Raw genomic sequence first — 13,378 nt, forward strand, 5'->3', positions numbered from 1 at the left:
TTTGAGTGTTATTCCGGCACCATTAAGAGACGAAGTTAAAGTGCGTCGCTTTGTGCAGCAAGGCGATGTTAGCTTTGTGGTTAAGGAGCCAGACAAACAAGAGTACTACAGATTTAGCGTTCCTCAGATGGAGTTAATTCGCTTGTTCGACGGCATACACGACCTAACGGCGATCGTTGAGCGCTTTAATCGCGAGTCAGAACTCTTTGAATATGATACTGACACCGCTGAATCGGTGTATCACGCTTGCAAAGACTACCAAATCCTTAAACGCAGTAAACAAGAAGAAAATGTGGCCTTGTTAGAGCGAATCAGGGATGAGCGCAAAAAGTCTATGTTGCAGGCCAAAGGCAGTATCCTGATGATGCGCTTTCAGTTGGTTAATCCCAATAAGTGGTTTGACAATATTATCGACTCCATCCGTTTTATGTGGTCTCCCAAAGTCGTAAAGTTTCAGGCTGGGTTTATTGTATTCGCGATGATGGTGATCTTGTTTAACGCAGAGCGATTCGCACAGGATTTCACCCAGGTTTATTTACAAACTCAGATCAGTGGAGTGTTTTACATCTGGGTTATCGCTTTGTGTGCCATAGCACTGCACGAATGTGGGCATGGTCTCACCTGTAAGTATTACGGAGGGGATGTCCATGAAATGGGCTTTTTATTATTGTGCTTTCAACCCTGTTTGTACTGCAATGTCAACGACGCCTGGCTGTTTGAAAACAAAACTCACAAGATTCAGGTGGCATTAGCCGGAGTTTGGGTGGAATTATTATTGGCGGCGATAGCCACCATCGTTTGGTTGCTGGTGGATATCTATAATCCGGTGGGATATGTCGCATTCGTACTGATGACCATCGGCACCGCCAGCTCTTTATTGGTGAACCTCAATCCCTTACTGAAATTTGATGGTTATTACATTCTGACTGACTGGCTGGAGATGCAAAATTTAAGACAAAATGCATTGGCCTGGTTTTCATGGAATCTAAAAACTAAACTATTCAGAAGTGAGGAAGAAAAGCCCTTTAATCCAACGCCCAGAGAAAAGCGTGTTTATTGGATTTATGGCACAGCGGTTGTGTTTTACATGACCCTGATGCTGTCATTTATTGGCTGGTTGGGCTATCAGTTTGTATATGCTCAATTTGGCTTTGTGGCTATTTTGGGGTTTATCTATCTGATCTATGTATTTTTAAAATCCATAACAGGAACCTGGATGATGACGGTAGTGCAATGGTGTAAACACCATTTGTGGCAAGACAAAAAAACCAAACTGCGAACACTGGCGTTATTAGTCGTCGCTATTTGTGTGAGTATATTTTGGCAACCTCGCTTAACCCTGTATTCAGAAGGGGTAGTAGAAGCTCAAACTCATATTGTATACAGTCCAGTGAATGCCTTTGTGGAGCAGGTCAACTATTCAGAGCAGCGCCGATTGATGCTCCAGTCTGAACAGCCTTTGCTAGTGATGTCTTCACCGGAATTACTGATGCTAAAACAAGACTTACAGGCGCGACGGGCTGAACTGGAAGGCCAGAAAGTGGCTGCCATGTTGGAAAACGAATCATCTACCCAAGCCAGACTGGCGATTGAATTGGCACTCGTGGCTGAAAAGCTGCAATCCACCAACAAAAAACTGAGTGATCTGGAGGTCCATGCCCCAGAGGGTAACTGGATGGTTGAAGGGTTAGCTCCAGACTTATTGCAAGGGCGTTATTTTTCTGAGCAGCAGGAGGTATTGAAACTGCTGTCAGAAAACAGCCGCTTTTTCGATGCAATTGTTGATCAAAGGGATGTTTCTTACCTTTCTCCCGGCGACAAAGCTAAGGTGCGATTAACAGCGCAGCTTAGCCGGGTACATGAAGCTGAAGTTCAGGTGATTTCAGCACTGGCGAAATCAGCTGGTGTTGAGCAAAAAGTTTTGGTCAGGATGCTGATCACGGACTGGCAGCCGGGAGATTATTTGCCGGTAGGGGTAAGTGGAGAGGCTAAGATTTATGGTGAAAACCAGCCTCTTTGGCGACACTTTATGTTTAAAATCAGGAAATTTTTCAGAGCGGATTTATGGCTTTAATTAGGCGGTTATTTTTATTCATCAGTTTGTTTTTATGCCAAGCTGTTTCGGCAGAAAATCTGGCCTCAGTATATCTGCGAGGCGTTGTTGTGCCTGCCCTGCAAGCTAAATTATCGGTGGCGCAACAGGGTCAGGTCACATGGATTGCTTCCGATGGAAGCTTTGTGCAAAGTGGTGAAAAGCTGGCCCACATCAACGATATTAAACTCAAAGCTGAGTTAAGTCAGGCTCGCGCTATGTTTTTTTCCGCGGAAGCCGAGCTGGCTGCAGCACGGCACGCTCTGGAAAAAAGCCGACGCCTGGTGAATGAAAATATCCTTTCGGATATTGCTTTAACTGAGGCTGAGTTTTCGGTAAGAACAGCTGAAGCCAAGGTGGCGGTTAATCGCTCCAAATTTGAATTGGCAGAACTGGCCGTGCAGCAGGCGGTTTTACTCGCCCCGTATGATGGTGTTGTTGCAAACACAAAAATATCAGCCGGGGAATGGGCGCAACCCGGTGACCCTATCATTGAGTTTGCATCCCTGACACTATTAACCATGTCATTGGACGTTCCTCCGGAGTACACAGATTTATTGCAAGTGGGTGACACAACTGATGTGTTGTTTAAAGGCGAGGTCATTGGTACTGCAACCGTGAAGCGCTTGTTTCCTATTCTCCAACCTTCCAGCGGCCTCAGGAGAGTGGTGTGGGATATCAAAACCAATGAGTCAATTCTGATCTCAGGTCGATATGTGGAGTTGAAGGCGTGGTTTTAAAAGGGTTAAAAACTTGTTTGGTAATTGCCAGTGTGTTGAGTTTTGGAGCAGGGGCTGAAACTCTGGATGCGGTTTTGGAAAAAGCTTTTAAACAGAATATTAATTATCAAATTGCCCTGGAACAGCTGCAAAAAGCCCACAATGATGAGCAAACTGCTTATGGCCAATTGTTTCCCGATCTCAGTTTAAGCGCATCCAGAAGTGAAGATCTTTTTGATAATCAGAGTAACTCTTTATTGACCTCCTATTCCGCGCGATTAGAGTTAAACCAGGTACTTTACGACCCAACCGTATGGCAGGCATGGAAAATCAGTAAATTGAGAGCGCTGGATGCGGAGTTGGGCTATCTTCGCCAAAAGCAGCAATTGGTTTTTGATGTCAAACAGATTTGGTATCAGTTGATCACCAACAACGCTCTGGCCCAGGAAGCAAGACAATCACTGGCGCGTTTAAAGCAGCACCGGGATAATGCGCAACACCTCTATGCCAATGGCAAGATTTGGCGCAACGACTTACTGCAGGCCGACGTTCGGGTTGCACGCGGTGAACAGGCTTTGCTGGTGGCAGAAAATACCGCTAAGCGCAGCCTTACTAATTTAAACATTCTATTAAATCAAAACATCCTGGTGGAAGTGTCTCCTGAGGGTTCCAATCCTGACATTTCTTATACGCCAGAATTAGGACAAAGTTTGCAAATGGCGTTAGCCAGCCGTCCGGATTTACAACAACTTGACCTCGCCGTGCAAATAGCCAGACGCAGCAAAAGCAGTGCAGTGTCAGGCTATTGGCCAACACTTACCGCCAGAGTGACACAATCTAATTTATCTGATCATTTTGATTTTGCCGGTGCTGCCAGAGATACTCAGCTTAGTATCAATATGAACTGGACTTTATGGGACAACTTTTCGACTCGTAATCGAAATCGAAACGCGGTTCATGATCTACAGATTGCTCAGAAAAATCTGGCGCGAAGTAAAGAGTTAGTACAGCAGGAAACTCACAGTGCCTGGTTGGCAGTTCAGGAAGCCAGACAAAACATCAAGGTGCTGGAAAAAGCGGTGAGTCAGGCGGAAGAGAACTTTCGGGTTAGTGGAATTCGTTACAAAGAACAATTGAGTACCGCTAATGACGTGCTGGATGCTCAGGATCTGCTAACCAGTACCCGAAGCGATTTATTAGCTGCCAGAGGTGACTTTTTCATCGCTAAAGCGCAGCTGGAGTTTTCTATGGGCACAGAGAAATAATCAGATACAGCTAAAAACTCCACAAGCCATTCTCAGCTTTGCTATTATAGGCCTTTGTACCAGCCTGCGATTTACAAACTCATGTCCTTGAAAAAAATCAACATTTCAGAAAAGTTTTCGCTGTTCCACGAGCTTTGGTCATCGACTAAGGTGGATAGATAATGAACGAAAAACACCTTGACCTGATTGTTTTTGGCGGTGGTATGGTGGGTGCCGCAGCAGCTCTGGGCTTTGTGCAGCAGGGCTATAGCGTTGCAATTGTGGAGCCCAATGTTCCTGACTGGTCAGAATTGACCGCTGAGCCAGATATCAGAGTTTCGGCAATTAGTCTCGGCTCAGAGCAGCTACTGACGGAGCTGGGTGCCTGGTCTTATTTAAAGATGGAGCGATTGCAACGCTATAGCAAATTGTCTGTGTGGGAAAATCCCGGCTGTGAAACTCATTTTTCAGCCAGCGATTTGGGTATTAGTCACCTGGGGTTCTTAATGGAGAATCGCCATTTGCAATTGGCAATTCATCAGGCCTTAAGTCAGTTTAAATCGCAGCTAACATGGTTTGAAGACGGAACTTTATTGGATGCAGAAGCTGGACGATGTCAACTGGGCAGTGATATTTATACGGCCTCCTTAGTCATTGGTGCTGATGGCGGCAACTCCAACATCCGAAAGATTCTGCAGGTGGGTGAAACTGGTTGGCAGTACCAACAAAAGGTGCTTTCCGTCAATATCAAAACGGCGCAGCCAAGTTTGCCACATACCTTTCAGCAGTTTGCTAATGAAGGGCCGATGGCTTATTTACCGTTGTTTGAACAATTCGCAACCCTGGTATGGTATCACTCTGCCAATGAAGTTCAGAAGTTGGCTCAGTTAGACAAAAAACAACTAAAAGCGCGGATATTGGCGTCTTTTCCAAAGCTACATAGTGATTTCGAAATACTCAATGTCGCCAGTTTTCCAATTCGTCGTAATCATGCTAATCATTATCACAAGGGGCGTGTCGTGCTTTGTGGTGATGCCGCCCACAGTATCAACCCGCTGGCAGGACAGGGTGTTAATCTCGGATTTCAGGATGTTGCAGCATTGCTTAAAATAAATCCTGAAATTGAGATGACAGAACAACTGAATCAGTACGAAGCTACACGCCGCAAAGAAAATAGTCTGATGATGACGGCAATGGATGGATTTAATCTTGCTTTTTGCAATCCCAATCCAATATTAAAGTTAATACGAAATGCCGGACTGTTTGTTGCGCAGCGAAGTGGTCCGTTAAAAAAACAGGCGCTCAAAAGGGCGTTGGGAGTAAGAACATGACGGTATTGATAATTTTAGGTCTGTTGTTTTTGGCACTGTTTATTGTGGTGCCTTTAGTGGAAAAGCACGGTAAACGCCACAGCCCGGAAGAATTGCAAAAGATCACTCGCTGGATTTGGCCGCTGGTGGGCATAATGCTGGTATTGCAATTAATCAGGATGGCGTTTTTTTAAGGCAGAATTGCAGTTCAATTCTGCCCGGGAAAAAGAGTAGCTGATTACCAGATACCTTTTTCAGTTTCGCCCTGGATTTCACAATCGCCATTCTTGTATTCAGGTCGCTCACCGGCATTGTGTTTATTGAAGTAATGCTGGCTGATGGCCACTATCGTCGGGGTGAGCATAATAATCGCGACTATGTTAATAACCGTCATCATCCCCAGAGCCATATCTGCCATAGCCCAGACTTCCGGTAAAGCGGCACTGGAACCCCACAAGATCATCGCCAGATAACCCGTGGTATACACGGTACGGCCTATCTTGTGGTCCAGCTTAAACATATGCAGGTTACTTTCGCCGTAAGCATAGTTCGCCACCACAGACGTAAAGGCGAATAGACTAATCGCAGCGGCGACAAAATCTGCGCCCACCCCGCCCAAGTGAGTTTCCATTGCTGATTGGGTTAAGCGGATACCTTCCATCTGATCACTCTGTGAGCCGCCAGCCAGTAAAATAATGATTGCAGTACAAGTACAAAGGATCATGGTATCGATAAACACCCCTAGCATTTGTACATACCCTTGAGAAACCGGGTGGTTAGGGTTTGGCGTGGCACCGGCCGCGGCGTGAGGCACACTGCCTGAACCAGCTTCGTTGGAATACAATCCTCGCTGGATACCATTTTTGATGGCTGCCCCTAGTGCCCCTGCGCCGGCTTCCTGCAAACCAAATGCAGAACTAATGATATCCCACAGTACGGCTGGCACATGTTGAATGTTGATCAGGGTGATTACGAGGGCGATAGTCACGTAGCCAATTGCCATGAAGGGCACGATGTATTCCGCGAATGAGGCGATGCGCTTTAATCCACCCACTACGATGGCACCTGCCACCAAAATGATTACCAGGCCACTATAAAATGTTGGAATACCATAAGCATTGTTAAGAGCATCGGTGATAGTATTTGCCTGCACCGCACTAAAAATAAAGCCATAACCAAGAAACAAGCACAACGAGAAGGCAATGGCTAACCAGCGTTTATTGAGTCCCTGTTGGATATAATAAGCGGGACCGCCTCGGAATTCGCCGTTGTCATCCTTAACCTTGTATAGCTGACCTAAAACACTTTCAGCAAAACCGGTGGCCATACCTAGCAGGGCAATCATCCACATCCAGAATACAGCGCCAGCACCACCTAATGAAATAGCCACCGCCACGCCAGCTAAATTACCTGTACCGACCCGGGCAGAGAGGCTGGTACACAAAGCCTGGAATGAAGAAATACCATTTTCGCCGCCTTTGGTACTGCCTTTCATTACTGAGAACATGTAACCAAAATGACGGAATTGCAGGAAGCCTAATTTTGCTGAAAACCAAAAACCTGCGAAGACCAACAGGGGAATAAGGATGGGCACACCGCCAATGATGGGGAGAGATATCGTATTGCCCCAAAGTACGCCGTTAATGGCAGAAACGATTTCGTTGACCAAAATAAAGACCTTATAGTTTTTTTGGGCACCAATACTGACTTTTGTCGAACCATAAGTCCAGATGAAATCGCGCTTCCGGGGAAAAGTAGGGAATATCAGGCATAAAAAAACGCCAGACATTGGTCTGGCGTTCTTGAATGGCTGGGGTAGCTGGATTTGAACCAACGAATGGCGGGATCAAAACCCGCTGCCTTACCGCTTGGCTATACCCCAATATTCATAAGCAATCGGCGTTATGAATAAAAAAGGTGGCTGGGGTAGCTGGATTTGAACCAACGAATGGCGGGATCAAAACCCGCTGCCTTACCGCTTGGCTATACCCCAACAATCTATGGTGCGGAAGGAGAGACTCGAACTCTCACGCCGTGAAGCACTGGAACCTAAATCCAGCGTGTCTACCAATTTCACCACTTCCGCAAAAAAAGTTGGTGGCTAAGGCGGGACTCGAACCTGCGACCCCATCATTATGAGTGATGTGCTCTAACCAGCTGAGCTACTTAGCCGTTACCCGACTGCTTGTCGAGTGGCGCGTATTATGCTGATCTGGATTGGGTAGGTCAACCCCTTTTTATGACAAATTTATTAACTGCTGGCGAAGTAAACAATTCGGTTAAAAAGTGTGAATTATCTGGCTAATTGTTAACCCCGTAGTCAGGTTTTTATGAATTTTTCCGTTGTTTTCAGCGTTTTTCGCCGTACTTCAGGGCCTCAAAAATTGAGAATTCACCTTACTTTCTAAAAAATAGGACTTAAGTGCCGAAATAATGCGATTTTAAATCGAAAAAATATAAATGATACTGCAACCAGTTGTTTTTAATTAATTGAGTGAGAGCAAGCAATGAAAAATATCTTAGTGGTAAACAGCAGTATTAATGGTGAACAGGGTAACTCTAATAAATTGGTGCAGGATTTTTTACGCCAGCTAAATGATGGGGAAAGTGTTGCCATTGAAACACTGGATCTGAGTCAAAGAAACATTGGGCACTTAACTGGTGAAGAGATGCAATCCTGGATGACGGCTCCTGAGGCGCGCACAGATAAGCAAAAAGTACTGGCTGGTTTGTCAGATGAGTTTGTTGCACAGATTCAAAATGCCGATGTAATCGTTTTAGGCGTACCTATGTATAACTTTGGAGTACCTTCTACTTTAAAGGCATGGTTTGACCGTATTGCTCGTGCAGGTATTACTTTCCGCTATACGGAAAATGGTCCACAGGGGCTGTTAGAAAATAAGAAAGTCTATGTTATGGCGGCGCGTGGTGGTATGTATGCGGGTACTGCAAAAGATTCTCAGACGACTTATTTAAAGGACTTCTTCGCTTTTGTTGGTATTACCGATGTTGAGTTCGTTTACGCAGAAGGTTTGGCAATGGGAGAGGAGTCGGCAAACAATGCTTTTGCACAAGCAAATGAAAAAATTATTGAACTAATCAGTAAAACCGCTGCCTAAACTATTGCAGTTAGCAAAGCTGACATTGTTATCTCCCCGATAACAAGTCTGTTAGCTAAAGTGTGTTCCAAGTTGAGTGTGCTTATTGCCCCGTTAATTTAACGGGGCTTTTTTTGCTCAAAATTACTGGGGAAGTGCGCTTTCGATATCCGCTATAAAATCGGCATCGGTAGGCTTGGTGTAAGATGAATAGCTTTTTATGGTATCGCCGGTACTGTTGATTAAGTATTTATAGAAGTTCCATTTAGGCGCAGTTCCGGTTGCCTTGGCTAGCTGTCTATACATTGGGTCTGCATCATCACCTCTGACATGCAGAGGTTCGAACATGGGGAATTGCACACCATAAGTCAATTCACACAGCTCAGCTGTCTTAGCTTCATCCTTATCTTCCTGGTTAAAATCATGGCTTGGGAATCCCAGAACCACAAAACCGCGTTCCTTGTACTCACTATATAATGCTTCCAGACCTTCAAATTGTGGTGTGAAACCACAGTAACTGGCCGTATTTACGATTAACACCGCTTTGCCAGCAAATTCGTTACATAAATTTACAGTTTCGTGGCTATTCAATTTGCGTTTGAGATGCTTAAGCTCGGCAGGGCATTGATTGGCCCACGCCAGGTTGATTGAACACAGGAAAAGTACTGCAGGCAGAAAGATTCGTTTCATAATTTTCTCTTCAACAATCGGGTTGTCTTTGTTACTAAAAGTTAACACCTAAAGATCAGTCACTACTGAATTTTGTTCTGGCGGTGTTTGCAACCCCTACACAATGACGGTTTAATGAATTATTGTCCAGAAACAACAATAACGATGGAATAAAAATGTTTACCCGCAAACTAAAAATATCCCTGCTCAGTGCCAGTGTGGTGGTGTTAACCGCTTGCTCAGCAACCGCTGAAACTAAAGGGAATAATGTCGCACTACAATCAACACAGGTCCCCCCAGTGGTTGCTCAGATGGCTAATCAGGCCACCCCTAATGGCATCACTTTGGAAAAGATCATGTCAGATCCAGACTGGCTCGGTCGTCAGCCCGGCCATTATTATTGGGCTGATGATTCCAGCACAGTGATTTATAGTCGTAAAAGGCAGGGTTCAGTGGTGAACGATTTATGGCGCCTGGATACCACACAGCCAGATGCGGGTAACGGAGAACGGGTGCCATTGTCTGATATGCACCTGGTACCTGATGATGCAGTGCGCTCCCCAGACGGTTCAACATTGGCCTGGGTATTTGAAAACAGCGTTTTCAGTAAAAATTTGCAGTCAGGTGAGGTTAGACAGCACACCAGACAGTTAGGCCAACCCTACAACCTGAAGTTCAGCAATGACGGCGATCTGGTTTATTCCGATGCCGGGACGGTTTATGTGGTGGATATGCAGCAGGGCGGTGTCTCGCAACTATTAGCCTGGCACTTTGCAGATGCGCCCAAAGCGCTTGAAGAGCCGGAAGATTATATTGCGGAAGAACAAATTAAGCTGATCAGTTATGTGGCGTCACAACGCGACAAGCGTCAGCAGCAATTCGACCATCAGCAAACTCTGAAAGCTGAAAATCCGGTTTATAACGCCAATGTATTTTACTTTGACAGTGCCACCGAACTGGTGGAAGTCAGCGTTTCTCCTGATCTTAGCAAGGCGATCTTAGTCACCAGAGACGATGTAGAAAGTCGCTCTGATAGCGATATCATGCCGAATTACATCAAAGAAAACGGTCGAATTAAGGCGGAAAGCGTCAGAGCCAGGGTGGCGGATGCTGAGCCGGTTGAGCATGAAATCTGGTACCTGGATTTGACCTCGAAGGAAAAACACTTGCTAAGCTATGAGCAATTGACTGGTTTTGATGAAGATGTTCTTGCTGATGTAAAAGCGGAAAATGCCAAGCGCAAAGGTGAGGAATATCAGTCTGAAGCCACACCAAGAGCGATTGCTTTGATGCTGGACTGGTATTGGGACCAGAGCGCAATTCAATGGAGTGAAACCGGCTCTCAGGTGGCGGTTATGTTAGAAGCCTGGGATAACAAAGACCGTTGGATAGCCACCGTTGATTGGGACAAACAACAATTTAACCAGCAACACCGCCTGCACGAAGATGCATGGATTAACTATAAATTTAACAGCTTTGGTTGGTTAAACAATAGCGAAACCTTGTATTACCTATCTGAAGAATCAGGCTATGCCAATTTGTATACAAAAACACTCAATGGCGCATCAAAAAACCTGACTCCTGGCCCTTATGAAGTGGATGAGTTAACTCTGACTCAAGATGACAAGTTCATGTACTTTCAGGCCAATATAAAGCACCCCGGAATTTATGAAATATATCGGGTTGCGCTGGACTCCGGAGAAATTCAGGCCATCACGGATTTAAATGGCAAAAGCGATTATCAATTGAGCCCGGATGAATCCAAATTAGTCCTACAACATTCCAAACTCACATTGCCGCCAGAGCTTTATGTTTTGTCTGCTCAGCCGGGTGCTGACGTGAGACGTTTGACCCATACAGTGAGTGAAGAATTTTTAAGTTTTGACTGGGTGGCTCCGCAAATTGTGCCGGTGCAATCAGATCACAGTGAAAAACCGATATATTCACGGGTTTATATGCCCAAGCAACTGTCTGCCGAACAAAATTATCCTGCAGTTATCTTTAATCACGGAGCGGGTTATCTGCAGAACTCACATCTTGGCTGGTCGGGTTACTTCCGTGAATTTATGTTCCACAGCTTTTTAGTACAACAGGGCTATATAGTGATGGATATGGATTACCGCGCCTCTATGGGTTACGGCCGCGATTGGCGCACCGCTATTTATCGTCAGATGGGGACACCAGAAATCCAAGACTTACAGGATGGAGTTGATTGGTTGGTGGAAAACGCACGAGTTGATCGCGACAGGGTAGGCACTTATGGTGGCTCCTATGGTGGTTTCATGACCTTTATGGCGTTGTTTACCCAACCTGATCTGTTTCAGGCTGGGGCTGCATTGCGTCCGGTAACTGACTGGGCACATTACAACACGCCTTATACCTCAAATATCCTGAACACACCTGAAGTAGACCCTATCGCGTTTGAACGCAGCTCGCCTATCTATTTTGCTGAAGGCCTCAATAAACCATTGCTTATCAATGCCCCGATGGTGGATGACAATGTGTTTTTTGTTGATGTAGTGCGCCTGGTTCAACGTTTGATTGAGTTGGAAAAGGAAAATTTTGAAACTGCTATTTATCCAGTGGAACCTCATGGCTTTAAAGAGCCAAGTTCATGGCTGGACGAGTATCGCCGCATTTACAAACTGATGGAAACTCATGTTAAGTAAATGATAGTTATATATCAGGCGTCGTTTGACGCCTGTTTTAGCTGCTTACACGGCGATATTAAACCCGCGGCTAACAATCCCGATAACGCGCCATACAAATGAGAATCCACTGCGACCTTTGCCTGAATCAGCGATTCAGTGGCTATACTGCCACCGTAGAATTGTTCCTGAAGCAGCTTAATGACAACACCTGCCAACAAAAGCCAACCGGTTTTATAACCGCGTTTAATATCCTGAATAACGCCCCAGGCAAATAAACCGTGTAGGGTACCTGAAAGACCAACGTAATGAGTCAGGTCAGAGAAAACAAACAGTCCGGTTGCAGTGCCTAAACTACATAACAGGATTAGTAACAGGCTGTTTTTATGTTGGTAGTATTCGCCATGTAATGCCCAAAGTAAAAACAATCCCGCCAGGTTTAATAACAAGTGATAGAGGTTGGTATGCAGAAGGTGCGCGCTGAGTAAACGCCACCACTGTCCCTGAACCAATGCACTTACATCATAATTTAACTGTGCATGTAATCGAGCATCAAAAGCAAATAAGAGCGTAGCGCCTATGCCACAGATTAGCAGCACCAACCAATGCTCGGTTTTAATTGGAAGATGATTGGGTAACACTGATTTAAATAAAGACATTATGCTGAAAAAACTCAGTTTGGGATTGCATAGCAGCATAGCAAGGTTTATGTTGAAGTGAATATGCCACAAAACTAACAGAATTAATAATTGCTATGTCGCTGATTTTGAAAGAAATAAACCAATCTTGTTTGATCTTAACCTTAAACCGTCCAGAAAAACGCAACGCTTTAAGCGCCGAAATGTACAAAGAGTTGGCCGATGAACTCAACGAGCATCAGCATAACCCGGCCATTAAATCCGTGCTAATCAAGGGGGCTGGCGCGCATTTTACTGCGGGGAATGACCTGGCTCAGTTTGCTCAGGTAGAGAGTAAAGCTGAGTTAGCCACAACACTGGAGTTTATGCAGGCGTTGATGAACTTTCCAATGCCTGTTGTGGCACAAGTGTCAGGTATGGCAGTAGGGATTGGTACCACCATGTTGTTGCATTGCGATTTTGTTTATTGCGATGATTCTGCCGTTTTTTCACTGCCTTTTATTAACCTGGCTTTGGTTCCCGAGTATGCATCCAGTTTATTGTTGCCACAGTTAGCTGGTCAGCGTAAAGCCAGCGAATGGTTGATGTTGGGAGAGTCTTTTGGTGGAGCGGAAGCAAAAGACTTTGGCTTGGTGAATGATGTGCTGGCGGCAGAACAGTTATCGGAACATTGTCTGAAAGTTACTCAGAAACTCGGTGCTAAACCGGCTGCGGCATTAAAACACACAAAAGCCTTAATGAAATCTGCATCAGATCGCGTAAAATTGCACATAGACAAAGAAATTGATGTCTTTGTTGAGCAACTTAAATCGGAGGCCGCCAAAGAAGCATTCAGTGCGTTCCTGGAAAAGCGCCAACCGGATCCGAAAAAGTATTGCTAAACCCGGTTTTCATCTTTTGGCTCAGATTTTAATTATCGAGGAATTTACACATTGTTTAAACAAATCTTCGCACTTTGTT

11 protein-coding genes and 4 tRNA genes are annotated in these 13,378 nt (G+C 45.1%); 8 read left to right on the top strand and 7 right to left on the bottom strand.

The features are described from left to right. The first annotated feature begins 1 nt into the window (after nt 1). The 5 genes from ACXAD8_RS01665 to ACXAD8_RS01685 all read left to right on the top strand — a co-directional run bounded on the left by ACXAD8_RS01665 (nt 2) and on the right by ACXAD8_RS01685 (nt 5,559). On the top strand, nt 2-2,074 hold the full coding sequence (locus tag ACXAD8_RS01665; protein ID WP_475224258.1) for a hypothetical protein: 2,073 nt from the start codon (nt 2-4) through the stop codon (nt 2,072-2,074). Then, complete coding sequence (locus tag ACXAD8_RS01670) at nt 2,065-2,832, top strand: efflux RND transporter periplasmic adaptor subunit (RefSeq protein ID WP_475224260.1); 768 nt, start codon at nt 2,065-2,067, stop codon at nt 2,830-2,832. The genes ACXAD8_RS01665 and ACXAD8_RS01670 overlap by 10 nt, the downstream gene beginning before the upstream one ends. Before the next feature lie 17 nt (nt 2,833-2,849). Further along, nucleotides 2,850-4,076, top strand: coding sequence for a TolC family protein (locus tag ACXAD8_RS01675; protein WP_475224261.1), 1,227 nt, complete (start codon nt 2,850-2,852; stop codon nt 4,074-4,076). A gap of 161 nt (nt 4,077-4,237) precedes the next feature. Continuing rightward, nucleotides 4,238-5,386: an FAD-dependent monooxygenase gene (locus ACXAD8_RS01680; RefSeq protein ID WP_475224263.1), complete on the top strand. Its 1,149-nt coding sequence runs from the start codon at nt 4,238-4,240 to the stop codon at nt 5,384-5,386. Next, nucleotides 5,383-5,559 carry a hypothetical protein gene (locus ACXAD8_RS01685; RefSeq protein WP_475224264.1) on the top strand — a complete coding sequence of 59 codons (177 nt, stop codon included), beginning with the start codon at nt 5,383-5,385 and terminating at the stop codon, nt 5,557-5,559. The genes ACXAD8_RS01680 and ACXAD8_RS01685 overlap by 4 nt, the downstream gene beginning before the upstream one ends. Nucleotides 5,560-5,603: 44 nt before the next feature. On the opposite strand, the gene ACXAD8_RS01690 is transcribed toward ACXAD8_RS01685, so the two are convergent. From ACXAD8_RS01690 to ACXAD8_RS01710, 5 genes are all read right to left on the bottom strand, one after another. Then, on the bottom strand, nt 5,604-7,034 hold the full coding sequence (locus ACXAD8_RS01690) for an alanine/glycine:cation symporter family protein (RefSeq protein WP_475232849.1): 1,431 nt from the start codon (nt 7,032-7,034) through the stop codon (nt 5,604-5,606). Between the two features lie 138 nt (nt 7,035-7,172). Continuing rightward, nucleotides 7,173-7,247, bottom strand: a tRNA-Gln gene (locus tag ACXAD8_RS01695). 36 nt (nt 7,248-7,283) lie between these two features. Beyond that, nucleotides 7,284-7,358, bottom strand: a tRNA-Gln gene (locus tag ACXAD8_RS01700). Nucleotides 7,359-7,366: 8 nt separating this feature from the next. After that, nucleotides 7,367-7,451, bottom strand: a tRNA-Leu gene (locus ACXAD8_RS01705). A gap of 9 nt (nt 7,452-7,460) precedes the next feature. Further along, nucleotides 7,461-7,537, bottom strand: a tRNA-Met gene (locus ACXAD8_RS01710). 335 nt (nt 7,538-7,872) lie between these two features. On the opposite strand from ACXAD8_RS01710, the gene ACXAD8_RS01715 reads away from it, so the two are divergent. Beyond that, a complete protein-coding gene (locus tag ACXAD8_RS01715) occupies nt 7,873-8,484 on the top strand; it encodes an FMN-dependent NADH-azoreductase (RefSeq protein ID WP_475224266.1) in 612 nt (203 codons plus the stop codon). Nucleotides 8,485-8,607: 123 nt separating this feature from the next. On the opposite strand, the gene ACXAD8_RS01720 is transcribed toward ACXAD8_RS01715, so the two are convergent. Then, complete coding sequence (locus tag ACXAD8_RS01720) at nt 8,608-9,153, bottom strand: glutathione peroxidase (RefSeq protein ID WP_475224267.1); 546 nt, start codon at nt 9,151-9,153, stop codon at nt 8,608-8,610. A 155-nt stretch (nt 9,154-9,308) separates the two neighbouring features. Here ACXAD8_RS01720 and ACXAD8_RS01725 point away from each other — a divergent pair, with 155 nt between their 5' ends. After that, on the top strand, nt 9,309-11,801 hold the full coding sequence (locus tag ACXAD8_RS01725; RefSeq protein WP_475224269.1) for a prolyl oligopeptidase family serine peptidase: 2,493 nt from the start codon (nt 9,309-9,311) through the stop codon (nt 11,799-11,801). Between the two features lie 14 nt (nt 11,802-11,815). Here ACXAD8_RS01725 and rrtA read toward each other — a convergent pair whose 3' ends face one another. Beyond that, nucleotides 11,816-12,439: a rhombosortase gene (gene rrtA / locus ACXAD8_RS01730; protein WP_475224271.1), complete on the bottom strand. Its 624-nt coding sequence runs from the start codon at nt 12,437-12,439 to the stop codon at nt 11,816-11,818. 95 nt (nt 12,440-12,534) lie between these two features. On the opposite strand from rrtA, the gene ACXAD8_RS01735 reads away from it, so the two are divergent. After that, a complete protein-coding gene (locus tag ACXAD8_RS01735; RefSeq protein WP_475224272.1) occupies nt 12,535-13,299 on the top strand; it encodes an enoyl-CoA hydratase in 765 nt (254 codons plus the stop codon). The last annotated feature ends 79 nt before the right edge of the window (nt 13,300-13,378 follow it).

The organism is Planctobacterium sp. AWH2_060, from assembly GCF_056158425.1.